Genomic DNA, 26723 nt, shown 5'->3' with positions numbered 1-26723 from the left:
CTCAAGAGCGCCAAACCGAAAATTGCGCCCGGTAGTAGTCGGTCATCCATTGGTTGACCTCCCACAGATCGGCGACCGGTACGTTCGTAAAAGGCAGCGTGGGCATATAGCCGGGCGGTCCGAACTCGGCCGTAAACGTCGTAAAGGCAGCTCCCGCTTCCGCCTGGCCGGCGACGATCCGCGCCCACCAGCCCGAGAAAAGCGCGAGCTCGGCTCCATAAGCCGGCGCGGCGGGATGCGGCACCTGCGGCCCTTCCGGATAGCCGATCCGTCCGTGAATGTGAATCGTCCGGCCGATGGCGAGCGCCAGCTCCTCCTGGAGATCCTCCAAATGCGACTCGCAGACGTTCACCCAATGGCTGAAGTCCGCGGTAATTCGAAGTTCGGGGAACTTGTCCAGCAGCCGGGCCGTCGTCCACGGCGTAAACATCGCGCGCATCCGGTGCGTCTCATGGCCGACCGGGACGCCGACCCGCGCCTCCGCCTCCAGCGCCGCGGCGAAGAAGCGATCCTGCTCCGCTTCGGTCATGCGGTCTCTTGCGCTATGCGAAACGACGAGCAGAGGCGCAAAGGACGCCGCCCTCGCGAGCTGCTCCGCGAAGGAGGAAACGTGGTCCCCCTGGGTGACGATCTGCGCGATATAGGCCAATCCGTGCCGCTCGAGCAGCGCGCGGAAGATGGCCTCCTCCCCTGCCGGCGGCAGCGGCGCTTCTACGCCCGCATAGCCCGCTTCGGCAGCGCGCGCCAGCTGTTCCGCATAAGTTCCCTCCATGCCCCATAAAGCTTTGAACGTGCGAAGTTCCATGCGCTGCATTCCTCCTTCTCCCTGTTGGCCGGGCTTTCGCACCCGGCCGTCGTTCTTATCGTAGCGCGGACGCGCGGGAGGCGCTCCGCATAACCTCCGATTTTGTGCGCTTATCTTCGGATCGCGTGGCGATCCTTCCGAAGGATCCGTCGGCAAGAGAACGTTACCCGCTTCGGGCTTCGATACTAAGGCGAGGAGGCCAAATCATAATTCTCGATTTGGCCCTAGTAGAAAGATCCTGAAATAACGTGCTTAAGCCTCAGCCCAGGGATTAACGGAAATTCCGGCTCAAAACCGAAATCGGTGCTTGACCAGAGGAGTATATGCAAGTGCGTAAAAGCGGGCAAAATCTAATGGTTGTGAGCGACGCTATTTGGACAAAAATGAGGGTTTGCAACGAGGGACGGTTGCCAGCGGGCCTATTTCCCGTTTTTTCGTAGGCAGAGAGGTTGTTTCGTCCAAATAAGCGCGCATGGAACCGTTAGAAAAGAAACCTCCGTTTTGGGGGCCGAATAAGCGCTATGACATCCGTTAGCCCCAACAATGTTCCAAACAGGTCATTCGTTCGAGACTAACCGCTATAGAGATAGCAAAGAATATGAGAATACAGCGTCGAGTAAGAAAAATATGTTGGTCGTCTCCTGCCTGTTTAATGTGAACCGGGACTCGGCTATGGCACGGTGTACCCCTATCACACCATATAAGGGTGGTTTTTTCCACGAGCTGCTATGGGACGCGTTGGAGCGGGCCGGGGGATGGTTGGAGGCCCCTCAAGAGGCTCCGCTGAAGGTCCCATTGGAGGCTACTTAAACTGAATAGAAGAAAAGAACCAGCCTGATGGCTGGCCCTCATCACGATTCGGTTGGATGATAACGTTCATTTGCACTCCGTTATCCCTGCACCGGCATCATCATGCCGTTCGGCATGCCCATCATGCGCACGCCGTCCTCCGCCTCTCCTTCCACGGACAAATACACTTCCGTGCCGAATGCCGGCTCCGCATGCGGCAGATGGGTGCTGCCGCGCGCCAGAATCTGTCGGTAGTTGCCGCTGTCGCCCTCGTATCCGTCATGGTCCCAAGGCACCCACGAACGGGCGTTGCAATAATGGCAAACGTACGAGCGGCGGTAGCGGTCGGCCGTCCGGTTCGGATAGGACCGGTGGAACAAGTGGGAGTCGAAGAACAGCACGTCCCCCGGCTCCAGCACGACCGGCACCGGCGGCGGATAATTCGCCACGATCCGCGACAGCGTATTCACTTCATCGTCCAGATGGCTGACGTTGCTCACGGCATCCAAATCGCGGAAGGCGTCCACCGCATGCACGTTGCCGCCGCCGATCTCCTCCGGCGGATAAATCGGTTCTTGGTTCGACCCCGGCACGACCCATAGACAGCCGTTGTCCTCGTCCGCCCGCTCGAGCGCGATCCACGCGCCGATCAAGGTATCCGGGTGCGTCTTGATGTAACAGGCGTCCTGATGCCACCCCTGCCCGCCTTTGCCCGGCGGATTCAGGAACATCATGGACTGAAGCGCATACACGTCCGGTCCGATGAGCGCTTCGGTCACGTCCAGGATGCGCGGATGCAGCATGCCGCGCTCGGCGTCCGGATCGCGTCTCGACACCATATGCACACGGGTCGCTTGGGCGAACTCTTCCTTTAGCGGATCGGCGCTGTCCGGATCCGCAGCGCGATGGGGATTAAGCTGATCGCGTCTGACCCGTTCGGCCAGTCCGAAAAGCGTCTCCACCTCTTCCGCCGGCAACAGCCCCCGTACGATGACGAATCCGTCCCGATGATACTGCCTGTATTCGTCTACGCTGACGAGATAACGATCTTGATGCGCTCGCGATCGGGGCGTATAGGTTCGTCCCATAGCTGATTCCTCCTTATGACGGCTAGATAGCTCTATTGTGCCGCCAGGCGCGCTTCGCCGCCATGGAGGGAACCCGCGATTCGATGGATTTATTTGATCCGCCCGTTCACGACAATATGGCAGTTGAGCGGGTAAGGCGTCTGCGGATCGACAAGGTGTGCCGTATGGCGAAATAGCGGGTCCTGGCACTGCCGGATATAGTCGGAGGCCGAGTGGCCGCGGATGCGCTTGTACATTTTTGAGAAGTGGTGCTCGTCGCGGAAGCCGACTTCATAGGCGATCTGCTTAACCGTCATCGATCCGGCCATCAGGAGGCGTTCCGCCCGCATGAGTCGGCGCTCGAGCAGCGCGCGCTTGGGTGACGTGCCGACCGCAGCGGCGAACGTGCGGGTGAAATGCTCGTGCGACCACCCGGACTGACGTGCGATTTCTTCAATCGTGAGCGGCTCCGCCAGCCGCTCGTCCATATAGGCGATCGCGCGGGCAATCGGCAGCGGGAGCGCGTCCGCCGGCTTAGCGGCCGCAGATTCGGCCGAGGCGCACAGCTCCTCCAAAGCCGCCGCGAGCAGCACGGCCAGCCGTCGCTTCCAATGCGGCGGCTGATGGTTCGCGATCCGCAGCATCTGGGCGACGATGCCCGGCAGCAGGCTGTCCGCGACCGTCAGCCGATCGCACCCCGTCCGCAGCGCGGCATATCGCGGATCCCCGTTGCGAAGCGGCTCGTAATCAAAGTGCACGAACAAATGCCGCACGCTCCGCTGCGGATCGAAGCGGTAGCGGTGCGGCGCATCTGGACGCGTGAAGACGACGCAGGGCTCATCCAGCAGGTGCGCGTCGCCTTCGACCTCGTACCAGGTCCCGGTGCCTTCGGGGAAGAAAACGAGCTCGTAATCCGGTATCGTCCGCGTGCCCAGCACGAACCCGGCTTGAATGGCGATATCGCCGACGTTGTGCACGTCCGGCCAATCGGGCTGCTGTTCGGTCGTCAAGATCTCCCGCTCCTCCGGACTCCGGCCTTGTGCCCCCTATTATACACGGTCGAGGAGTGCAGGCAAGACCCCGGGCGGCTTCGTCACAGCTTCAGCGCGCCCTGCGTCATCCCCTGAATGTAATACTTCATCCCGAAGGAGAAGATGAGGAGCAGCGGCACGGAGGAGATCGCGTAAGCCGCGAACTGGGTGCCCATGTCGGTGATGCCGAACTGCTTGGTAAAGATGGTCAGCCCGACGGAGATGACTTGGAGGCTGCTGTTCTGTATCGTCAGGAGCGGCCATACGTAATCGTTGTAGACGCCGACCGATTGCATGATGAACAGCGTCGCCATAATGGGCAGCGACAATGGGATGACGACCTGCAGGAACACCCGGATCTCTGTCGCGCCGTCGATTCGCGCCGCCTCGAACAGCTCGCTCGGCAGACCCGCCATGAACGTACGGCACAGGAATGTGCCGAACACCTGACCTCCGGCCGCGCAGGACAAGATGATGACCCAGGGCGTATTCGTCAGTCCGAGGTTTTCGTACAGGACATAGGACGGAATCAGCGTCAGAATGCCCGGAACCATCATCATGGCGAGCATGAGCATGAACAGCAGTTCTTTGCCGGGAAACGACTTTTTGGCGAAAAGGTAGCCCGATACCGCCGATAGCAGCATCACGCAGACGCTGCCGGCGACCGCGTATCCGACGGTATTGACGATATAGCGCCAAATGCTCGAGAACGCCTCGCTGTAATTGCCCCACCGCGCCGGCGAGGGCATGCCCCAGAAGTTGCCGAGGATCTGCGCGTTGCTCTTGAGCGAGCTGAACAGCATGAACAGGATCGGCACCAGCGTCAAAAAGACGAGCACCGCGAGCAGCAGGACGATGGCCAGCTGGCGGAGATCCGGTATTTTGCGAATCCACATGACGGTGCCCCTCCCTTAGTCCTCGGCCGATTTGATGAACTTCATATTGATGATGGTGATGACGAGAATGACGGCGAACATGCTGACCCCGAGCGCCGAAGCGTACCCGAGCTCGCTGAACTTCGTCGCGGCGTAGTACATCTGCAGCGCCGGCACGTAGGTGGAGTCCATCGGTCCCCCGCCGGTCACGATCATGATGCCGTTGAAGTCCTGGATGATGCCGATGAGTCCCAGGATGATCAGAAACTTGAACTGCCCCGCCAGCAGCGGCAGATGGATGGAGCGGATGATCCGGGGGAGGCTCGCTCCGTCGATCTTGGCGGATTCGATCAGCTCGCCCGAGATCGCCAGCAGCCCGGCATAGAAGACGAGCAGTTGGAGAATCCCGACGAAGGGGAAGCCCATGAAGATGAGCGCCCACAGCGCCGTCTTGGGGTCGCCGAGCCAGCCGTGCGCCCAGGAGCCCAGTCCGATCAGCTCCAGGAAGTTGTTGAACAGCCCGAGGTTCGGGTCGTAAAAATTTTGCCATATGAGCAACCCCGCTACGGCCGGAATGACCATCGACGCGGTGAAGGCGGTACGGAAGCCGTACTGCAGCCGTTTGCCGCGCAAATGGTAGATCAACTCGGCGACGATCAGCGGAGGGATGAGCGATTTGATAAGGCCGGTGACGATGAGGATGATCAAGTTGCCGAGCCCTTTGGTGACGTAAGGATCGTGCACCATGCGCTTGAAGTTGTCGAGGCCGATAAACGTCGTCCGTCCGCCCGGCTGCCATTTGTAAAGGGAATGGAACAGACCGGAAAACGCCGGAAAGTATAGAAACAAAAAGATCAGCAGGAAACTCGGCGCGAGACCGAGGTACACCCATTTGGACCGCCAAATCTCTCTGAACACGCCCAGTTTGCCTTTTTTCCTCATCGCCGTCAGCAGCACGTAGAGCAGCGCGATCGCCGCGACCGATCCGATGGCCCAAACAAGCATCCGTATGCGGGCGTCGCTCTTCGCCTGGGCTACGACGCTGCCGGTATCGAAGGGCAGGATTCGCCCGTCGTCCGTCCCGGCATACAGCGTCTTGCCTTCGGGATCGAACGCAACCGCGCGGCCCGTGTCACCTGCTTTGTACTCCCACAGCTTCTTGCCTTGTATCGTAAAAATATAGAAGTAGCCGGACAAGTCGGACACCGCGACCATCTTGCCGTCTTTCGAGAAGGCGACGGCCGACACCATGTCGCGCGTCTTCAGCTTGTGCTGTAGCTTGCCCTGTGCGTCGAACAGCTCGACCTCGCCCAGCTTCGTCCCGATCGCCGACACGCCTTCGTCCGACACCACGATTGACTGGATCTGCCCCCCGGCGCCCAGCTTGCCGAGCGGCTTGCCGGTCTTGTCCAGCAGGTAGACGAACTGGTCGCCCGAGGCGACGACGATCCGCTCGCCGTTGCCCGATACTTGGACGAACCGCAGCGCCGTCCCGATCGGCGCGCTCCCGGATGTCTCGCCGGTCTCGCCGTTCACGAACACCAGATCGTTGTTTCGCTGGAGAACGAGCGCGACGACCGAGCCGTCGGAGGAAGCGGACATGCTCTTGACCTGCCGCTTCAGATCGGCTTCCCACCGCTTGGCGCCGTCCGGGCCGTAGGCGTACAAGCGCCTATCGTCGGAGGCGGCGAGCACCGTGCCGTCCGCGAGCAGATCGACGGCGTTAACGACGTTGTTCGCCGGCGCTTCGAAAAGCTTGTTCCCTTCTTTGTCGTAGACATACGTGCGGGCGCCATGGCTGCCGATCGCGATGCGGCTGCCGTCCTCCGCCACGGCGATGGACGTGATGTCGCCCGCGCCTTCCAGCGACCATTGCGCCTGCGCGGACGCGATCTGCGGAGACGTCCCCAGCAGAAGCGCGAGCGCGAGCAGGATCCATGCGGTTCTTCTCATGAGGCTTCTCCTTCCTGAGTCCGTGCCTGCCGTCCGGCGGCGCTTCGCGCCGCATCGGACTAGGCACCGACTGCACGGACCGCGATCGGCCGTGCAGTCGGCGGAGCTGATCGAGCGGGCGGATACGGGTTACTTGCGTTCCGGCGGCCGGCGCTCCGGCGTGTCCAGGTCCGACAGCTCCTTTTTGCCCTGCTTCAACATCGGTTCAAAATACTTGTCGACGTTCGTTTGAAGCTCCTTCAGGTATTGCTCGGTCGTGAGCTTGCCGTCGAAGAATCGCTGGACGCTGCCGACCCAATCCTGCACGGACGGCTGGTAGTCCATCAAGCCGCGCGCGAGGCTGTTGCCCGGGCTCTGATAGCCTTCGGTATTGCCGATCGGAGCGAAGTCCGCAAACGCCTTCGTCATTTCGGGCGGCAGGGTGACGTCCTTGAGCGCCGGAGCGCCGGACAGCGATGCGTCGGAGCTGTCTTGGATCGCTTTCACGTAGACGCCGTAGCCTTCCGGACTGGTCAGGTACATCATGAAGTCCGCGTTCAGCGCGTTCTGCTCCGCGCTCTTGTTGACGAACCCGTAGAAGCCGATCGGAATCTGGATCGTCCGGGCGGGCGCCATAACCTCCGGCCCCTCCATCGACGGCATGTTGTAGAAGCCGTAGTCGAACGGCTTGACGCCGCCTTTGGCGCCGGTCTTGGCTTCGTCCGCGAAGTCCTTCGGCAGCTGCCAGTAGGAGGCCGGGGTGCCGACCATTGTCGCCGCCTTGCCGGTCAGGAACAGGTTGTATGCCTGGTCGTCCTTAACGCCGAAGAAGCCGTTCGGCACGTATTGGAACAATTTCTTCAAATTGTCCGCGTAGGCCGCCCACTTCGGGTTGCCCGCGATTTGGTAAGGCCCTTCCTTGTCTTTGATCGCCTTCAGCTGGCGAAGCTCGTTCTTCGTGACTTTGCTGTTCGCGTCGTTGTACGGGTCGGACAGATCGTACTTCCAGCCGTCGTCGATCTCCGGGAGGTACGTATAGTCCTGCGGCTGGGAACGGGCGATGTTGATGTAGTCGCGCAAATACTGGTCCGCATAGATCCGCACGAGCCACCCCGCCTGGCCGCTCCACATGGACGTCGCGTTGCCCGCCAAGGCGAACGGCGTATAGCCGGCTTCCTTGATCTTTTTGAAGTCGTCCATCATCTCGTTAAACGTCTTGGGAGACTCAGCGATCCCGACCTTCTGGAAGATCTCTTTGTTGTATATCCAGACAATCTGCACGGATTCGAAGTTCAGGTTGTACAGGTAATCCTCGGGTCCGACGCCTTCGAGGTTGATTCCCATGGCCGACAGATCGAACGAGTCTTTCCAGGGCTTGTCGGTATACGGATTGGTCTTGTCGAAATAAGGGTAGTAGTCCATGAACTTGCGGTCGTTCATCAAGCCGGCGACCTCGTTGTTGACGACCATGTCCACGTCGGGCGTCCCCGCCGCGAACTGCGCGGTCAACCATTCTTTGTAGCCTTCCAACGGCTTGTTGTCGACCGTCACCTTGACGCCCGGATTTTTTGCCATATAGCCTTTGGCTACGGCGTTCCAGACCGAGGACGACGCGTTCGGCAGCGAGATGCTGATCGTGCCGTTCAGCGCGGGCGCGCTCTCGGACGGACTCGCGGACGCGCTAGGCGCAGCCGACGGCGTCGCCGAGTCCGTGCCGGACGGACTCGGCGACGCCGCATCGTTCGATTGGCTGCAAGCCGCGAGCAAGGATGACGCCATCAGCACGCCGATCAGCGCGGCCGAACCATTCCTTTTCCACATGCAGATCTCCCCTTCATTTCGCCGATTGGTATAAAAGCGCTTACGCAAGCTCGTAAAAAAACACGGCCCATTCGCCGTTATAAAGTATGCTCGATTTGTTATCGTATACTTTATATTTAAAAGTATACTGTAATTGATCATGCAGCGCAACAGCTTTTTCAGCCGCGCGGAGAAAAGAAAGGCTGCCGCGAATGTCACGACAGCCTTCGGGCGCGACCGCCGGCCGGGCCGGACGAGCGCAACGTTATTTCAATCATCAGGCGGGCGCGGGACCCGTACTGTTCCGCGGAATGAGCGTCGGTACGATCTCGTCCTTGAGCAGTCCGGGACCGTCCTTCATCTCGAACAGCAGCATTTCGGCCGCCCGCTCGCCGAGCTTGCGCGTATTCTGGTTGACGGTCGACAGCCGCGGATGCGTAAATTCGCTCACTTTGACGTCGTCGTAACCCATGATGCTAATCTGCTCCGGCACCCGGAAGCCCGCCCTGCGCGCCGCGCGGATGGCTCCGAGCGCCTTGTAGTCGCTGGTCGCGAAAATCGCCGTTGGGGGATCGGCCAGCTTCATAAGCCGGGCGAATCCCTCTTCGCCCATCGCTTCCCGCTCGTCGTGCCCGCTCACGCAGGCGATGAGCTCGGGATCGAACGGGATCTGGTGCTGCGACAAGGCGAGCCGGTATCCCTGCAGCCGGAGGGAAAACTCCTGGTTCACCTCCAGAATCGAGTCGCCGGTGACGACGATGCCGATGCGGCGATGGCCGTGCGACAGCAAGTGCTGCGTGGCGAGGTAGCCCCCCGTCAAATTGTCGACGATGACGTAGGGGATGCCCAGATGCGGATAGTAGAAGTGCACCGTCACGATGCGGCGGCCTTCCCGCTGCCAGGCGCGAAGGCGATCCGGGTCGAAGGAGTCGTTCGCGCTCGCGGTGTGCAGGACGATCCCGGCATACGGGTCATCCGGCAGCTCGTAGTCCTGGCCGATGTCCCACAGGTAAAAGGCGATGCCGTTTTCCTCGCAGATCGCCCGGATCCCGTCGAACATGTCGCTGAAGAACGGATGGTCGAAGCTTTCTACCGTATGGCTCAAATGCGCGAAATAGATCGTGCGGATCGGCTTCGCGCCAGTGGCTTGCACCACCGGATTCTCCTGGATGAAACTGCCCTTGCCGCGAATGCGGTATACGTAGCCTTCCTGTACCAGATCGGACAACGCGCGGCGAGACGTAATCTCGCTCGTGTTGTACGCCTTGGCCAGCTCAATCTGGGACGGCAGCGGATCGTGCGGCTTCAGCTCGCCCGATTCGATCTTCCGTTTGATATCGTTCATCACGTACTGGTACATGGGGGTCTTGTCCAGCTTTTCTGTATCCATGCCAACCCACTCCTCCCGAGTTGGGTTAAGTATACTTTAGTATGCTCATTTTCGCAAGGGAAGAGGCGGCCCGGCGCGTTCGGCGCCAAGCCGCCTTTCGCCTCCAAGGAGGAGGAGACCCGGCTAGCGCGCGGACGCGGCCGAGCGCCCCTCCCTGTCCGGACCCGGCAAAACCGTCCCCATCACGACGGTTTTGCCGTCCCGAGCGGATTCGCGGGCAGCCTCCAGTCCTCTCCCGATCCATCGCAGCCCCTTCGGCAGCGCCGCCTCGAAACGAACCGCGCCGTCCGCCCCCCGTTTCCAGCTTGCCCGGATATCGCCGTAACGGGTCGGCACGACACCTTCCGCCCAGGATACGCCGGGCACCGCGTTCGGGCGGAGCGTCACCGCCCCGTCGCCGAGCGCGGAGACGTCGACGCCGAGCAGCGCGGCGCTCAGCAGATACGTAGGAGAAGCGCCCCATCCGTGCGAAAGGCTGACCGGGATGGCGTCCTCCAGGTACGTCGGCGTATGGCCGAGATACGGACTCGGCGTCGTCGGCCGCGGCAGCGATGGATCGAACGTCTCCCACCAGGTGGTCGCCCCGCGATCCAGCATCTCCCCCCAATAGTCGCGGATCAGTGCGATCGCTTCGTTCGCGCAACCGTGCCCGAACAGCGTCTCGAGTACGATGTGGAAGAAAAACGCGCCGCGGATCGGCGGCAGCTTGCCGGGCATATACGTTTGCCGGACGAAGGCGACCGTCTCCTCCGGCGTCATGATGCCGGACCATGCCGCCGCGAAGTTCGTCTGGGCCGTGATGCTGGGCGAGCGCCCCGCATCGGTCAGGCAATCCGCGAAGAGGCCGGTCGCTTCGTCGCGGAGCAGCGTGCGCAGCGTCCGGTGCAGCGCCTCCGCCTTGGCGTTCCAGCCGTCCGCGAGCCGCGATTCGCCCATCGCTTTCGCGAGCGGCGCCGCCGTCCGCAGAAACTTGTAATAAAAGCAGGAAATCGCCGTCACGCGGTCGCGCCGGTCGATGTCGTCCGACCAGTCGATGAAGCACCACCAGCCGTCCCGGTCCGCGCGCGCGAACAGCCCCCGTTCGTCTTCCTGGTCCGCGAACCAGTTCGCCAGCTTCCGCACGGCGGGCCAAACCTCTTCGACAAACGCGCGGTCGTGCGAATAATCGTAATAGGCCGAAACGCCGAAGAGCCAGTGCGCGCAAAAATCCGGCAGCAAAAAGGGATTGCGCTGCGGACCGGTGCCGGGGATCGAGCCGTCCTCGTTCTGGATCCGGGCCCCCTGCAGCAGCGACTTGCGCACGAGTGCGGCGTCGCTGAACGTTTGGTAGACGACCTTGGCCATGACGACGGCGTCGGCGACCCACAGGGCGCCTTCGCGGAACGGGCAATCCTCGAAGTGATGTTGGCTGTTGACGACGGTCGTATAACGCCCCGTCTCCCAAATGCGGTTCAGCCGCTCGTCGCTGCACCGGAACCGTCCGTTTCCCGCGAAGTCGTAATGGACGAACCGCATGTCCAGCCGTTCGATCCGGATCGGCGCCGGTGTCGCCATGGCCGACACTTTGAGATACCGGAACGCGCGCCGGCCGAAGGGCGCGAGCGCGTTCCGGCCTTTGCGCAGCAGAAACGTGTCCGTCAAGGCCAGTTCCAGCGACTCGCCGTAGTGCAGCTGTACGACGCCGCCCTCCGGCGCCTCGATCGCGAGCTCGGGATAACCGACCTTCTCCGCGCCGAAGTCGTACGTGATTTGCGGAACCGATCCCGGAACCGACGCGTCCAGCGTCGCGCCTCCTCCCCCTCCCGCCAATAGTGCTTCCGGTGCGGAGACCGCGCCCAGATAGCCTTCGGCGGCGATGACGGCGGCGGGCGCCACGATCGTCTCCCGCAGGGGCGGGATATCGCGCGGCAGCAGGCGGGGCCACGGCGATCCGGGCTGCGCGGCCTCGGCGACGACGACGGCAGCCGGCCACGCGCGATCGTCATAGTCCGCCCGCTTCCAGCCGTCCTCTCGCGAGAGGTCCGCCAGCTCCCGGTACCCGCCCCAGCGGTGAAGACGGCTCGCCGGCCGCCATTTGGGCGACCGGCGGCACCGCCAGTCGGGGCCGCTCGCGATCGACCGGACGGGCTCATCCGACTCCGTGCGCGGATCGAAGAGATCGAGCTGGCAGACGAGTCCGCCCGGACCCTGAAGCTGCTGCGTGACGATGGGCTCGCGCCCGAAATTGTTCGCCACGACGGCGAGCGCGTTGGTGCCCTCGCGCAGCAGGCGCGACACGTCGTACGTATCGTAGGTCGTCCAGGACAAGTCGGCCGGCGCCGGTCCCCGTCCGACCCGCTCGCCGTTCAAATAGACCTGATAGACTTGATTGGCCGAAACGCGGAGCGTCGCCTGTACCGGAGTCCCTTCCCACTCGAACGTCTTTCGCGCTTCGGCGTACACATCGTTGCTCTCTGCGGCGCCCGCCGCCCAGATCCATTTCGCCGTCCAACTGGCTGTATGCATGAAGCTGTCCCCCATTTTCGTCCGGATCTTCGCCTTCAAGGCGCTGCAGGTATCGTATAAATAAAGTTCAAACGGCCTTCCGGCGCGACGTCTCCGTGCACGTAAAAGTCCATCGCGTCGCCTTCCCGCTGCAGGTGATCTGCCCACTTGAACTCGAGCCGATGCGCCCGATCCGCCCCGTCCAGGCCAATCAGAGCGCGCGGGATCGCGAGCTGCAGCCACCGTCGACGCCGCTCCACCGATCGACACGATACGACTGATCGTCCGTCATTTCAAGGTCACCGCCGTCCTGTTGAATTGATCTAAAGTATTCTTTCTTTAATAATAATATACTTTATTTAGTTTTGGATCAACAAAATATACAAATCAGCATGCAAAAAAACTGCGCTACCGTTCGGAGCGCAGTTATGCCATGGTGAATTCGGCTGCACTTGGGTTAAAGTAAACAGATACATCCTTTCGTGCGCAGTAACGAAAATGTCAGCTTATGGGTGCTGGACTGGCGCTTTCGCGTAATGTAACCCGAAATTATCGGCTTTCAACCTCAAACTGGACGTTTTTGCTAGCAATATCCGTTCACGCGCTGAACTTTCGTTAACCGCAGTACTACCAACTTGCTTATTGATCACTTCTTTTGAAGACAAATACACAATCCAAGGCCACCCACACCTCCTAATTTCTCGCCCAAACCTGCCTCCTCCGTCCTCCCATCTACATTGCGTGCGCCCAGCAGCACCGTCAGGTGTCCCGCCCATCCATGGCGTTATACGGTTTTTCCGCATAACTCCGAGCCATACCTCCACGCACACCCGGAGTTATGCGGTTTTTCCGCATAACTCCAAGCCATACCACCGTGTGCACCAAGAGTTATGCGGTTTTTCCGCACATCTCCGAGCGATACCCCCGCGTGCACCCGGAGTTATGCGGTTTTTCCGCATAACTCCAAGCCATACCCCCGTGTGCATCCGGAGTTATGCGGTTTTCCGCATATCTCGCCGCAAAATCCCGTCAACGCGCTCTGATGTGCGGTTTTTCCGCACATCTCATCTCGATCGTTCGTCCGCCCCGCGGCCGCTTGGATCGACTGAAAGGCGGACAGCCGGTGGCCCGGCATCAAATAGACGAACCGCCCCAGCCCGTAGGCGTGAGCCCAGGCCGCCGGCCACAAGGCGCCTTCGTGCTCGTACAGTATCCCCATTATATCCCAATCTAGCAACACCTGGTAGAAACGGAACAGAAGAAAAACGGTCCGAAAAAGGCCCCGTTCCTTGGGATCCTTGGGAACGAGGCCTTTTTTAAACGAGCTGCTAGGGGATTGCACGACCGGTCCTTCTACCGCCCCATCCGGTCGGCAAGAAAACCGCGAGTACGCCCGGTTAACGAGGCGCATTCATCATCCGTTCCTGCTTCTCCAAATGGCTCCTGAGCCGATGCAAATAATCCGGCGCGTCCATCGGATCGGGAACGATCAGCTCGACGATGCAGAGCCTGCGAAGCTGCTCTCTCTCGACAGCCGCGATCGCGTCCTCCAGCTCCCCGTTCGTCCGGACTTGAAGCGAAAATGCTTCCCCGCCGAACGCCTCCGCCAGCTTCGTATAACGCCAATCGGGAATACGGTTGTAGCGCTGGTCCGCGGTTTTCACGTTCAGATATTTCTCGATCGTATAGCCATGATTGTTCAAAATGAACAAGATCGGGCGGCAGCCGTTGTCCAGCATCGTGCTGATCTCTTGAACGGTCAGCTGCAGGGAACCGTCGCCCGTGAACAGAAGCACGCGCCTGTTCGGAGCCGCAATCATGGCGCCCAGAGCCGCCGGGGTCGCGTAGCCGATGCTTTGCCATCCTTGCTGGCAAATATAATCCGCTCCCGCGGGCAGCCTGATCTGCGAAAAGCCGTAGGCAAGCGTCCCCGTCTCGACCACCACGACGTCCTGGTCCTTCAGCATCCGCTGCAAGCGGGGGTAATACGTAGCCGCGCGAATCGGCTCGTCCCGCTCTCCGGGCACGACGTCGTAGGGGAAAGCGACGGTGGGCATCGCCTCGCTTAGCCGCCACCCCATCCCGTTCCAAGCCGCGAACAAATCTTCCGCCCGAACCCCGTCGTACGACGCTTCTCCGACCCTCACCGCATTCGGTTGAATCTCGATCATCCGCCCCCGATCGAGCTTGGCCGTTTCGTTCGCGGAATTGATATCGGTCCAAACGAGGCCGACCGCGATGACGCAGTCGGCGCTCTCGACGATTCTCCGTACCTGTTCGCCCCCAAAGGCCCCACCGTAAACCCCGATGTAGTTGGGATGCCGTTCGTCGAACGCGCTCTTGCCCAGCAGCATGGAGGCGGCAGGCACGTTCAGGCTCGTCGCAAGCCCATGAACCGCTTCGCGCCATCCGTATCGGAGGGAAAGCAGATCGGATAGCAGCACCGCGCTGGCCGCACCGTTCAGCTTTTCGCGAATGTGCCGGAGCGCGGATTCCAGCGTCGCGGAATTGGTAGCCGCGGGCATGGGCGCCGTCAAGGACCGTCTGACGATCGGCTTGTCGACGAGATCGATCGCAACCGACAAATAAACCGGCTTGCGTATGCGCTTGGCGACGAAAAGGGCTTGCGTGATTTCGGCTTCCGCGTTCTCGGGCGTCAAATCGGCCGTATAGGCGCACAGCTGACCGTAGATTTGGCGAAACACCTCGTAATGGCCGTTCAAAAGCGTATGATGCAAAAGCTTGTGCGCCTGCTGATCGGCGGCTTTCGGGGCGCCCACGAGGTGAACGACCGGCACGTTTTCGCTATTGGCGCCGGCAATCGTGTTGCACGCGCTCATTTCTCCCACCCCGAACGTGGTGATCAAGGCCGACATACCTCGGAGGCGCGCGTAACCGTCGGCCGCGTATCCCGCGCCCAGCTCGTTGCGGCCGTTGACGAACCGAATGCCTGCCTCGCGTTCCAGCGCGTCCAGCAAGCTGAAGTTGTAGTCGCCCGGAATGCCGAAGATTTCGGTGATGCCTTCCGCCTTCAACCGGTCGAATATATATTGTCCGAGCGTAAGGGAAGTCGTCTCCCGCGCCGGAGGAGGCGCGGCGGGCATTTTCGTTGACATCCGTATCCACCTTCCGTATGGGTCGTCGCCGACTTAATGTACCCGGCGGGACGGTGCCTATACGAAAAGGGCAATCCCGATCAAGTCCCGCAGAATGTCCGGTACGGCCGGTCGGACGAAGGCGGCGGGGCCGCATACTCCGCTTGCTCGGGCGAATAGGCGTACGGAACCGCGAGGACGCCGAGCAGCCGGTGCATGACGCCGTAGTCGTCCTCCTCCACCGCCGCCCGGAGCGCCTCTTCGACGCGGTGATTGCGCGGGATGACCGAGGGATTGCGTGCCCGCATCGCCCGGCGGACGTCCTCGCGCGAGGCGGACTGCCTAGCGAGTCTCTCCTCCCACGACGCCTGCCAGCGCGCGAAGTCCGTTGTCGAAAACAATCCTATCCCTGCGGGGACTTCCGAGGACAAAGCGACGAACGTATTCGTATAGTCGGCGCGGTGCCGCTGCATCAGCTCGAGCAGCTCCGCAATCAGCGTCTCGTCGTCCGCTTCCTCGCCCAAGAGACCGAGCTTGGCTCGCATGCCCGAAAGCCAGTGGCCGCGGTACAGCTCGGAATAAGCCGAGAGCGCCTCCTCGGCCAACCCGATCGCCCGCTCCTCGTCCGGATCGAACAGCGGGAGCATCGCCTCGGCCAGCCGGGCGAGATTCCAGCCGCCGATGTGCGGCTGGTTGCCGTATGCATACCGTCCGTGGGCGTCGATCGAGCTGAATACGGTGGCCGGATCGTAAACGTCCAGAAACGCGCATGGGCCGTAATCGATCGTCTCGCCGGCAATCGACATGTTATCCGTGTTCATAACCCCATGTACGAACCCGACCAGCTGCCACCGCGCGATCAGCTCCGCCTGACGAGCAATGACGCGCCGGAACAGCGCCAGATAGCGGTCGTCTTCGGCAGCCGCATCGGGATCGTGCCGGGCCAGCGCGTAATCCGCCAGCGTCCGCAGCGCCTCCGCGCCTTGCCAAGCGGATACGTACTGGAACGTGCCGATCCGCAGATGGCTCGCCGCCACGCGCGTCAAGATCGCGCCGGGCAGCTCGGTCTCCCGGTAAACGGGTTCCCCCGTCGCTACGACCGCCAAGCTCCGGGTCGTCGGGATACCTAGGCCGTGCATCGCCTCGCTGATGATGTACTCGCGCAGCATCGGCCCGAGCGCGGCCCGGCCGTCCCCGCCGCGGGAGTACGGCGTTCGGCCCGAGCCTTTGAGCTGGATGTCGAACCGCGCGCCCGAAGGCGCGATCTGCTCGCCGAGCAGGATCGCCCGGCCGTCGCCCAGCATCGTGAAGTGGCCGAATTGGTGGCCCGCATACGCTTGGGCGATCGGCTCCGCCCCGGAGGGCGCGCGATTGCCCGCGAGCGCCGCGATCCCCTCTTCGCCGCGCAGCGCCTCGGCGTTCAGGCCGAGAGCTTCCGCGAGCGGGCCGTTCAGGACCGCCAAACTGGGCGAGCGTACGGGAGTCGGGTCGACGCGGGTCGAAAACGACTGCGGCAGCCGCGCGTAGCTATTGTCGAACTTCCAACCTGCATCGGTCATCGCCTTGTTTTCCGTCATGCGGCCTCCTAATGGCATCGCTCGGCCGCCAAACCCTGCGGTCGAGCGGAACGTTGAATTCGGTACCGACGAGAGAGCTTTGCTCCCTCTCTCGTCAAACTTATTATACACGCCCGCATACAAGTAAAAACGGCTTTGCCGTCTTCCCAGACGACGACACGTTTTTATCGAAGGTCATACAGAAATATAGGGGTAAAACTTAACTTATGCATTCTGTATGACCGAAAAGACGCCCCCGCTCTCGCGATGGGCGCCTTTTCGGCGGAACCGGGCTCCGCTTGTTATTTTCGGTAATGCAGACCGACCACTCCGTTTTCATACGTTTTGCTCTCGGTCAAAGTCAGAGAAGCCGGGTTTCGGGCAAACGCGAACAACCGCTCGCCATGCGACGCGACGACGGGATGAACCAGCAGCCAAAGCTCGTCGTACAGCTCGTTTTGAATGAAACGCTGCCACGTCCAGACGCCGCTCTCCACGGAGACGATCCCCGGGCTTTCTCTCAGAAGCTCGATTTCGCGAACGACGGATTCCACGTCAACGGACAGCAGCTGTCTGGAATTTCGCCATACCAGGTCGACCTCGGAGCCGGTAATGACCACTTTCGGGATTTCGTTGATTCGGATGGCGATCTCGCGCTCCAGGTCGTCGTCGGACTGCTCCGCCTGCTGCCAATACTGTGCCAGCGAGGCGTAGGAATGGCTACCGACGACTATCGTCCCTACCGATCGGTAATAGTCGAGGTAATCCCGTAATATTTCCTCGCTCATCGACATCCACTCGTGTTCATGGGATACGACGCCGTCCAGCGACATTTGCATCGTCAAAACCACTTTGCCCATGTGCTCGTCCTCCTTGCGTTGCGGCTAGGACGAGCTTAACATAGGAAACCGCGGCAGGTTTCTTACGGATTGCGGAATCGCCTTCAGCACTCCCGCACCCAGACGGCCATCTCGCCTTCGCCCCGGTTTGCCCAAGCGTAGTATGGAATGAAGGTCAAGTTTTGGCCCGTCTCGCGCAGGATGGCGTCCGGACGGTACAAGCCGCCGTTCCACGGCTCCGCCCGCGCCCGGATCCCCTCGGCTTCGATTACGCGCACGCCGCCCAGCAGGTGCGCTGCCTCCCTTACCTTCAGCTCGCCGGTAGCCGGCAAGACAAGCTCGTGCAGCGCTTCGCCGTTGTCCGCCTGCTCGAGGCAGTAGACGAGCGGCCCGCGCTGAATCGCCGTCTTGCCGACGTTGGCGCGGACGGCCGGATGGCAGCGCAGCCGCATCGCCGGCATCTCCAGCTCGAGAGAGACGATGTCGCCCGCGCGCCAAGTCCGCTCGATTCGGGCATAACCGTTCGCCGTGCGGTAGTCGATGGGCTCGCCGTTCACCCGCAGCACCGCCGAGGGGCTCCAGCCGGGGAGACGCAGCGCGAGCGTAAACGATGCGTCGGCTTGGTTGGGATGCACTTCAAAGGATATGCTGCCGCTCCAGGGGTAATCGGAACGCTGGATCAGCTTAAGTTCCGTCCGGGGCAGCCGGAAGTCGGCCTCCCCGCCCACGTAAAGGTGGACGTAGACGGTGTCGTCTTTGACCGCGTACACGTACTCGCCCAGCGATGCGAGCAGCCTGGCCACGTTCGGCGGGCAGCAGGCGCAGCCGAACCACTCCTGCCGGACGGGCTTCACGTGATCGAATTTTTTGTTGCGGCCGCCGCATGCCTTCGGGTCGACCTCGAGCGGATTGACGTAGAAAAAGTGCTTGCCGTCGAGCGACATCCCGCCCACGACGGTATTGTACAGCGCGCGCTCCATCTCGTCCGCGTATTTGGCGTCGGGTTCGATCTGAAGCATCCGGTGCGCCACGAAGACGAGGCCGATCGATGCGCACGTCTCGGCATAGACCGTGTCGTTCGGCAAGTCGTAATCGAAGGAGAACGCCTCTCCCTGCGCCATCGAGCCGATGCCGCCGGTAACGTACATTTGCCGCTCCGTCATGTTGTCCCACAGCCTGCGGCAGGCCGCCAGCAGCGCCTCGTCCCCCGTCTCGGCCGCGACGTCCGCCATCCCGGCGACCATGTAGGCGAACCGCACCGCGTGGCCGACCGCCTCCGTCTGCTCGCGCACCGGACGATGCGCCTGAAAGTAGGCGAGTTCCAGCTCCCGGTGCGTGAAGCCCCAGTGGCTGCGGCGCCCCCTGCCATCCGCTTCATGCTCGAAGAAGCTCGGCGACGTGCCGCGCGCGTCGAGGAAATATTGCGCGAGCCGTAAATATTTGCGGTCCTCGGTCGCTTCGTACAGCTTGACCAAGGCGAGCTCGACCTCCTGGTGCCCATCATACCCGTTCAGCCGGCCTTCCTCCGGTCCGAACACCGAATCGATGTAGTCGGCGAACCGGATGACGACGTCGAGCAGTCGGCGCTTGCCCGTCGCCCGGTAATAAGAGACGGCCGCCTCGATCATATGCCCCGCGCAGTACAGCTCGTGGCAGTCCATCAGATTCGTCCAGCGGCGCCCGGGCTCTTTGATCGTGAAGTACGTGTTGAGATAACCGTCGGGCTGCTGCGCTTGGGCGATGATCTCGATCATTCCGTCGGCGACCGCTTCGAGATCCGGGTCCCGCTCCTTGGCGAGCAGGTAGCCGACGGCCTCCAGCCATTTGGCGACGTCGCTGTCCTGAAAGACGAAGCCGTAGAAGTCGCCTTGCGCAAGCCCCGCGGCGATCTTGAAGTTGCGCACGGCTCCGCTCGGCTCCGCGCCCGGGACGCGGTCGTTGATCGCCTCCCATTGATAGGGAACGACCACGTCTTTGACCAGCCGGATATAGTCGTCCCAAAAGGCGTCCGCGATGCGCACCTGCGTCATCGGGACCGGCTTCGCCTTCGCTAGCGCTGCGGTTTCCGCCATGTCCATCTTCCTCCTTCGATTTTCCTTATTTCATCTTCACACCCTTATTGTAAGCGGGACTCCGCTAGGATAAAATCAACGATAACAACCTAAAACTTACGCTATATTACACTGAATGGGAGGCTATCCCCTTGAATCCGACATCGGATGTCCTCGTCTTCGCCACGCCCCCCGCCCCCTATTTCCTCGAATGCGGAGAGACCCGCTACGTCCCGGGAGACCAGCATCCGAACCGGCGCCAGCTCGGCGTGTTCGATCTGATCCTGGTTGCGTCGGGACGCCTCCACCTCGGGGAAGAAGATCGAACATGGACGCTGACTCCCGGACAGACGCTGCTGCTCCGCCCGGACTTGTACCACTATTCCGCGAAGCCGTGCGAGGAGGATACCCGCTTTTACTGGATTCACTTCCAAGGCGAGTTCGCGAACGGCGAACATGCGGAGGCCTCGGCCGATCCGGCCGTCGATCGCCGCGCGGGTTATCCGGCGCCTGCATACGCGCTGCGGATCGCCAAGCGCTGGCAGATGCCCGACCCGGCGGCGGCGTACCGGCTGTTGGAGCAGATGCTGCAAGCGTCGGGCGAGCGGCAGTCGAGCGCCTTTTGGGCGCAGCAGGCCTCGTTCCTCGAGCTGCTGCGCATGATGGATCTGCAGCGCTCCGAGGAATACGCGGCGCCGACGGTTGCCGTAGCGGAGCAAGCGGAGGCCTACATCCGCAATCGTTACCGCTCGGAAGTCACGGGCCAGGCGCTGTCCGAGGCGCTGAGCTACCACTACAACTACATCACCCGCTGCATGAAGCAGGTGTACGGCATGACGCCGAACGCGTATTTGATCCATTACCGGCTGATGCAAGCCAAGCTGCTGCTGCTGAAGACGGAGCGGCCCGTGGCGGAGATCGCGAGAGCCGTCGGCTTCGAGCACATCCCCTATTTCACCAGCTGCTTTACCGCCAAAAACGGCATGTCCCCGCGCGCGTTCCGGCAGCAGTACGCGGAGTAAGAATCGACGCGCGTTACTACTCTTGCAGGGCATGATCGGCGGCCAAATCGCCGCCGGAAGCGATGATCTTCGCCGTCCAAGGCGCGTCGGGGGCCGACCAGAACGGGTCCTCCGGCGGCAGGCCGAGCGGCAGGAAGACCGCGGCGCACAGATACAGGCTGCCGGTATTGATGTACGGTTCCGCGAGTCCGGGCTGCCAACCATACACACCGGGACGCAGCCAGCCGTCCTCGTCGAAATTACCCGGCGCCTGCATGACGCGCCGGATGACCGCCGTCAAGGCGCAGCGCACCTGCGCGGGCTGAAGCTCCGACGGCAGGAAATGCTGGAGCGCCGCTTGGGAAAGCAGCTGAAACGCGCCAAAGCGGTACGTGACGGATCGCCCGACGATCGGGTATGCGCCTTCCGGCGATATCATCCGCTCCAATATGCCGGCATACCGCCGGGCGCGCCGGAGAATGGCGGGCCGCAGCTCCGCGTAGTCGTCGGACTGCCGCACCAGGTCGACCAGCATCGGGTGGATGACGAAGCTGTTGTAGTAATCCCAATGGAAATCAGGCCCGTCCCCGTAGGCGCCGTCGCCCTTGTACCACGCCTCGAACGACCGGATCGCGTACGCCACGCGCAGCCGATCGTAGTCTGGATCCCCCAGCAGCCCCAGCGTTGCCTCTACCATCGCGCTGAAGCAGAGCCAATTGCTGGTTCCCGGCACCGTGCGCCTCGTCATCTTTAACGCCGCGATCAAGTTCATCTTCACGCCGGCGTTCAAAGCGCCGGCCAGCCGCCTGGGCGCCCGCAGCAGCGCATGCGCGAGAAAGGCCGCATCCACGAGCGGCTGCCCTTCCGTCGCGAAATCCATCCGGTCGGGCGAGTCGGGATCGACCGCCGCCTCCACCGCCCCCAACATCATACCGGCGTATCGTTCCCGAAGCCGCTCTTCTTCGCCCGCCAGTCCTTCCAGCTCGAGCCATGGCGCCATGCCGCACGCGAGCCTCGCGAACGCCTCCAGCGGCGCGAATCGGCTGCGGCCGGGATTCCAATCCGACGGCAGCCTCTTGGCCAACTCCCGATCCGCCAGCGCGGTCAACACGGGCGTACCGATCTTCAGCATCGTATCCAGCCAATACGCTCTTTGCTCTGCAAGGTTCATGTGCACGTCTCCTCGTTTTCGTATTCATCTCCGGATTCTCGCAAACGGCATCCGCAACGATATCCGAATTCAGCTTCCTTGTCCGTTCCCCTCCCGGCCTTTTGGAAGCTCCCCTTTTTACGGCTAAGGCCTTGAGGCTTACGCGTCGTCATGGTTTACGATACGGAGAACGGCAGACAACCTGCCGAACCGAAGGAGGATGAGGACATGTACAATCGAAGCGATCGTCCAGCCATCCGCGCGAATCGCTGCGACGCTCGAATCGCGACCGGACGGGGTGCACGATGAGGAGCCGCGAACGGCGCGCGGGCGTGCGGGAATGGATCGGGCTCGCGGTATTGGCTTTGCCCGCCATGCTCGTCTCCATCGACCTCTCCGTCATGATCCTCGCGCTGCCCCATATCGGGCAGGACCTCGGCGCGAACAGCGTCCAGCAGTTGTGGATCGTCGATATTTACGGCTTTATGCTCTCCGGGTTCTTGATCACGATGGGGACGATCGGGGATCGATATGGCAGGCGCAGATTGCTGTTGATCGGGGGAACGGTCTTCGTCGCCGCCTCCCTGATGGCCGCCTTCGCCCGTTCCGCCGAGATGCTGATCTTCGCGCGCGCGATGATGGGCGTCGCCGGGGCAACGGTCGCCCCTTCGTCGCTTGCTTTGATCGGCCATATGTTTACCGCGCCCCGACAGCGGTCGCTCGCGATCGGCGTCTGGCTCATGTGCTTCATGGGCGGCATGGTGCTCGGTCCCGTGGTCGGCGGGGTCTTGCTGAATGAATTCCGCTGGGGGTCGATTTTTTTGCTCGGCGTCCCCGTCATGGCGCTGCTCTTGATCGCCGGACCTCTTCTGCTGCCCGAATCCCGCCACCCCGCATCCGGCAGGCCGGACCCGCTCAGCGTCGCCTTGTCGCTCGGCGCCATCCTGCCCTTAATCGTAGGTCTGAAGGAGATCGCCCAGCGCGGCCTGGATCTGAGGGCTTTGCTCGGGATCGCTGTCGGCGTCATGCTGGGCGCCGCGTTCGTCTCGCGCCAGCGAAGGCTGACCAACCCATTGCTCGATCTTCGCATGCTCTCGATTCCCGGCTTCGGGGCCGCGCTGGGCGGCATGTTCGGAATTACGCTTACGGGAGCGACCATGCTCTTCGTCGCGCAATATCTCCAATACGTCAATGGATTATCGCCCCTTGCGGCAGGCTTGCTCATGATCCCCGGCGCGATCGCCTCGATGGCCGGGATGGTGCTCTCGCCGCTCATCGCCCGCCGAATTCGTCCGGCACGGCTGATCGGGGCGGGTCTCCTCGTCTCGGTAGCAGGCTGCGTGCTGCTGACGCAGGCAGGAACCGAGTCCGGCCTATCGACGATCCTGATCGGGTATATCTGCTTCAACCTGGGAGCCGCGCCGCTGCCGAGTCTATCCAACGAACTGGTCATCGGTTCGGCGCCGCCCGAAAAAGCGGGATCGGCCGCCGCCTTGCTGCAAACCAGCGGAGAATTCGCCTTCGCGGCGGGCATCGCCGTGCTTGGCAGCATCGGGACTGTCGTTTATCGCAGCCGGATGGCGAGCGACCTGCCCGCCGACCTGCCGACCGAGGCGGCCAGCGTCTCCCGCGATAGCTTGGCCGGCGCCGCTGCCGCCGCGGAGAAGCTCCCCGGGGAGGCCGGGGATGCGCTCCTAGCGACCGCCCGCGAGGCGTTTGCCGGCGGCATGCATGTTGTTGCAACCGTCAGCGGCGTGCTCTTTCTCAGCGTGCTCTGCCTGACAGTGGCAAGGCTGCGGCATGTAGGGCCGATCGGCGCGACGGCGAAGGCCCCGGACGGCCGCGGCGATAAACGTTCTGCTGCCGACGCCGGTTGAATGAGAGATTCGTCCTCGACCGACCCTCATGCGGCAAAAGCGCCCTCAGAGGGCGCTTTTCTCGGTACTATCGGGCTTCGGCGCTCCGCTTCGCCAATCGCAGGACGTTCCACGAAGCCTGCGGCAGGCGCGCCGTCAGCCGTCCGGCGTCCAGAACGGCGCCGGTCAGCGTCTGCGGCTTCACCCGTTCCTCTCCGGCCGTATTGACGGCCTTCAGGTCGTCGTGCGTCAGCGTCAGATGCTCGATTACGGCGAAGTCTTCGAAGCTCCGCAAGTCGCATTCGAGCGAGAGCCCCTCGGTCAGATGGCGATTGACGGCAAAGATCGTCAGCGCCTCCTCCTCTTCGCAATAGACGACCGCACTGTCCAAATACGGGACATCCGTGAAGTCTTTGGCGTCGTACTTGGGCGAATCCACGACCGGCTGCAGGGACACGCCGCGCCCGTAGCGCGAAGCGTGCAAATACGGGTAATAGATCGTTTGCTTCCAGGATCGGCCGCCGTTTTCCGTCATGATCGGCGCGATGACGTTGACGAGCTGCGCGAGGCAGGCCATCCGCACGCGGTCGGCGTGGCGGAGGAAGCTGACCAGCATGCTGCCGACGAGCAGCGCGTCCTCGAAGGTATAGACGTCCTCCAGCTGCGGCGGGGCGATCGACCACGGCTCGATCCGGCGGTCCGCATCGTTCGAGTGGAACCAGACGTTCCATTCGTCGAAGCTGAGCTGGATGCGCTTTTTGCTGCGTTTTTTCGCTTGGACGTAGTCGCATGTAGCGATCACTGTTCGGATGAACCTGTCCATGTCGAGCGAAAGCGCCAAATAGTTCGCGGTATCCTGATCGCGGTTGCCGTAATACTGATGCAGCGAGATGTAGTCAACGGCGTCGTACGTATGCTCGAGCGTCGTCGCCTCCCATTGCGGGAACGTCGGCATGGACGAGTTCGAGCTGCCGCAGGCCACGAGCTCGATGTCCGGATCGATGAGCCGCATCGCCCTGGCGGTCTCGGCCGCCAGCCGGCCGTATTCTTCCGCCGTCTTGTGCCCGACCTGCCACGGACCGTCCATCTCGTTGCCCAGGCACCAGGTCTTGAAGCGATGGGGCTCCGCGAAGCCGTGCTTGATCCGCAGGTCGCTCCAATGCGTGCCGCCCGGATGATTGGCGTATTCGAGCAGCTGGCAGGCTTCGGCGATGCCGCGCGTCCCCAGATTGACGGCCATCATGACCTCGGCGCCCGCTCCTTTCGCCCACCCGGCGAACTCGTTCAAGCCGACCTCGTTCGTCTCGATCGTCCGCCACGCCAGCTCGAGCCTGCGGGGACGTTCGCCGACGGGACCGACGCCGTCTTCCCAATGGTAGCTGGAAACGAAATTGCCGCCGGGATAGCGGATGATCGGCACGTTCAAGTCTCGGACGAGTTGCCGGACGTCTTGACGGAAGCCGTCGGCGTCGGCCGTCTGGTGGCCGGGCTCGTAAATGCCGCCGTATACGGCGCGCCCCAAATGCTCGATAAACGAGCCGTAGATGCGGTTGTCCACCTCGGCAATTCGGAAGGCTTTGTCGACGATCATCCTGGCTTTGAACGTTGCGGTCATGGGTATGCGCTCCTTTTGGTGTTGGCCTGGTACTACGGCTGCAACCATTTGTTAATAATTATATTAATAATAAAACATACTTATTATTTATTCATAATATAAGCGCATTCATCTATTTTGTAAAGAATGGACTCCGCTTGATCGGACAGTCATAACCACCGGCTTAGCCGGTGGCTTCCATCAGCCCAATAAGGGCACGTTGCAAGCAAGCGCCTCTAAGACGCTACTTAAAGAATTGCCAACCGCGTATTGCCTCGGGCTAGCCCCTGAAAAGGGACTTGATTATACGACCACCGACTCACCCGTAAAACGGGTCGAACAGTTCTTTCAACCTGAGTTGTTCAGACTTCTTATCTTCTTTTAGCTGATTGCGATTGTATACGGTAAATCGAAGTCATATCGTCCCTGAGGTGCGTATGGTGTGCTAAAATCGAATACATTCGTCATCTATCAACCTGGAGGGACTATTGTATTCTAAAAATCGATTACATTTCGTCATCTAGCCCCCTGAGATGCGCATTGTGTGCTAAAAATCGAATACATTCGATCATCTATCGCCCTGTGGGGCCTATTGTATGCTAATCATCGAATACATTTTGAACTTCAGGCGATCATCATGGCGTTCAAATGATTTAGATGCAAATGTACATCTATTTTTGCTATATTTCCTTCTTCATGGTCATTTAGTTGCAATCGTACAACTAATTAATCCATTTTCCGCCAATAAGACGGATTTACGCTAAATTAGATGTACTTTTACAAGTAAACCGCTCCACACTCCCGAAATGACCCTAAATAGATGTACGAATGCAACTATTTTACAGAGCGACCCGAACCGAGCGCAAACAAGGCCAATTGGCATACACCAGTGGCGAACCATCGGCCAAAATCCGACGAATTTTCACGAAGACCCAACTGATTCGTTCGAAACCAGCCTCGCAGATTGCCACGCGTTAGAGGCAGCCGCCATGAATGGAAAGATCGTCAATGGATGCCCATTCATCCGCATTGAAAACCGCGCTGCTGACTCTCGGGCCCCTATTACAACCTTATGAGACAGCCTCTTTCGTAATCGAGTAAGAGGGGGCGACTAACCCCCGTCTTCTCACACCACCGTACATGCGGGTCCGCATACGGCGGTTCCAAAAGGTTAACAGAGCTCTAGATAACGAGAAAGCAGACTTTTCAGCCCTTTCGCCTCCCAATAGGAGGTCGGAAGGGCACTGTTTATGTTGCGGGACATTTCCCACGGGCCGCGCCGGGAGTTGGCCATGACAAAGCAGGCCCAATCCGGCATCTTCAGCGCCCTGAGTTCGCGGACTCGCGTTCGTTCTCGCTTCCATTGCTTCCACAGGCACATGCGCAGCCGCCTGCGAATCCAGCCGTC

Annotated in this window: 17 protein-coding genes and 1 pseudogene; 2 read left to right on the top strand and 16 right to left on the bottom strand. The window is 61.4% G+C overall.

Going from position 1 to position 26723, the window contains the following annotated elements; translation table 11 throughout:
• Position 1: 1 nt before the first annotated feature.
• The 13 genes from LKX83_RS19940 to LKX83_RS19875 all read right to left on the bottom strand — a co-directional run bounded on the left by LKX83_RS19940 (position 2) and on the right by LKX83_RS19875 (position 19735).
• Entirely contained in the window at positions 2-805 is an 804-nt protein-coding gene (locus tag LKX83_RS19940) for a sugar phosphate isomerase/epimerase family protein (protein WP_227884176.1), read from the bottom strand.
• Between the two features lie 890 nt (positions 806-1695).
• Positions 1696-2682 carry a phytanoyl-CoA dioxygenase family protein gene (locus tag LKX83_RS19935; protein WP_227884175.1) on the bottom strand — a complete coding sequence of 329 codons (987 nt, stop codon included), beginning with the start codon at positions 2680-2682 and terminating at the stop codon, positions 1696-1698.
• 89 nt (positions 2683-2771) lie between these two features.
• Positions 2772-3671 (bottom strand): AraC family transcriptional regulator, encoded by a 900-nt coding sequence (locus LKX83_RS19930; RefSeq protein ID WP_227884174.1) that lies wholly within the window; start codon positions 3669-3671, stop codon positions 2772-2774.
• Positions 3672-3754: 83 nt separating this feature from the next.
• Positions 3755-4588, bottom strand: coding sequence for a carbohydrate ABC transporter permease (locus tag LKX83_RS19925; RefSeq protein WP_227884172.1), 834 nt, complete (start codon positions 4586-4588; stop codon positions 3755-3757).
• Between the two features lie 15 nt (positions 4589-4603).
• Complete coding sequence (locus LKX83_RS19920) at positions 4604-6520, bottom strand: outer membrane protein assembly factor BamB family protein (protein ID WP_227884170.1); 1917 nt, start codon at positions 6518-6520, stop codon at positions 4604-4606.
• A 129-nt stretch (positions 6521-6649) separates the two neighbouring features.
• Positions 6650-8320, bottom strand: coding sequence for an ABC transporter substrate-binding protein (locus tag LKX83_RS19915; protein ID WP_227884167.1), 1671 nt, complete (start codon positions 8318-8320; stop codon positions 6650-6652).
• A gap of 256 nt (positions 8321-8576) precedes the next feature.
• Entirely contained in the window at positions 8577-9689 is a 1113-nt protein-coding gene (locus LKX83_RS19910; protein ID WP_227884166.1) for a GntR family transcriptional regulator, read from the bottom strand.
• A 123-nt stretch (positions 9690-9812) separates the two neighbouring features.
• Entirely contained in the window at positions 9813-12194 is a 2382-nt protein-coding gene (locus LKX83_RS19905; RefSeq protein WP_227884164.1) for a family 78 glycoside hydrolase catalytic domain, read from the bottom strand.
• Between the two features lie 35 nt (positions 12195-12229).
• Positions 12230-12433, bottom strand: a complete 204-nt coding sequence (locus LKX83_RS19900) for a hypothetical protein (protein ID WP_227884162.1) — start codon at positions 12431-12433, stop codon at positions 12230-12232.
• Positions 12434-13570: 1137 nt separating this feature from the next.
• Positions 13571-15289 (bottom strand): alpha-keto acid decarboxylase family protein, encoded by a 1719-nt coding sequence (locus LKX83_RS19890; RefSeq protein WP_227884161.1) that lies wholly within the window; start codon positions 15287-15289, stop codon positions 13571-13573.
• An 80-nt stretch (positions 15290-15369) separates the two neighbouring features.
• Positions 15370-16845, bottom strand: a complete 1476-nt coding sequence (locus tag LKX83_RS19885; RefSeq protein WP_227884159.1) for a protein adenylyltransferase SelO — start codon at positions 16843-16845, stop codon at positions 15370-15372.
• A gap of 281 nt (positions 16846-17126) precedes the next feature.
• Positions 17127-17684, bottom strand: coding sequence for a dihydrofolate reductase family protein (locus tag LKX83_RS19880; protein ID WP_227884157.1), 558 nt, complete (start codon positions 17682-17684; stop codon positions 17127-17129).
• 83 nt (positions 17685-17767) lie between these two features.
• Complete coding sequence (locus LKX83_RS19875; RefSeq protein WP_227884156.1) at positions 17768-19735, bottom strand: glycoside hydrolase family 127 protein; 1968 nt, start codon at positions 19733-19735, stop codon at positions 17768-17770.
• Positions 19736-19866: 131 nt separating this feature from the next.
• Here LKX83_RS19875 and LKX83_RS19870 point away from each other — a divergent pair, with 131 nt between their 5' ends.
• Positions 19867-20736 carry a helix-turn-helix transcriptional regulator gene (locus tag LKX83_RS19870; protein WP_227884154.1) on the top strand — a complete coding sequence of 290 codons (870 nt, stop codon included), beginning with the start codon at positions 19867-19869 and terminating at the stop codon, positions 20734-20736.
• A gap of 16 nt (positions 20737-20752) precedes the next feature.
• Here the strand turns inward: LKX83_RS19870 and LKX83_RS19865 are convergent, their stop codons facing one another.
• Positions 20753-21886: a DUF2264 domain-containing protein gene (locus LKX83_RS19865; protein WP_227884152.1), complete on the bottom strand. Its 1134-nt coding sequence runs from the start codon at positions 21884-21886 to the stop codon at positions 20753-20755.
• 284 nt (positions 21887-22170) lie between these two features.
• Here LKX83_RS19865 and LKX83_RS19860 point away from each other — a divergent pair, with 284 nt between their 5' ends.
• Positions 22171-23742, top strand: a complete 1572-nt coding sequence (locus tag LKX83_RS19860; protein ID WP_227884151.1) for an MFS transporter — start codon at positions 22171-22173, stop codon at positions 23740-23742.
• Positions 23743-23809: 67 nt separating this feature from the next.
• Here LKX83_RS19860 and arfA read toward each other — a convergent pair whose 3' ends face one another.
• Both arfA and LKX83_RS19850 read right to left on the bottom strand, forming a co-directional pair.
• Positions 23810-25336: an arabinosylfuranosidase ArfA gene (arfA, locus tag LKX83_RS19855; RefSeq protein WP_227884149.1), complete on the bottom strand. Its 1527-nt coding sequence runs from the start codon at positions 25334-25336 to the stop codon at positions 23810-23812.
• A gap of 1150 nt (positions 25337-26486) precedes the next feature.
• Positions 26487-26723: pseudogene (locus LKX83_RS19850) on the bottom strand (group II intron reverse transcriptase/maturase); the annotation flags it as partial.

Origin of the sequence: Cohnella baijiui, from assembly GCF_020731285.1 — a bacterium.
Taxonomy (GTDB): Bacteria; Bacillota; Bacilli; order Paenibacillales; family Paenibacillaceae; genus Cohnella.
Note: the sequence above shows the minus strand (reverse complement) of the source record. Positions and strands in the feature narration are given on the sequence as shown.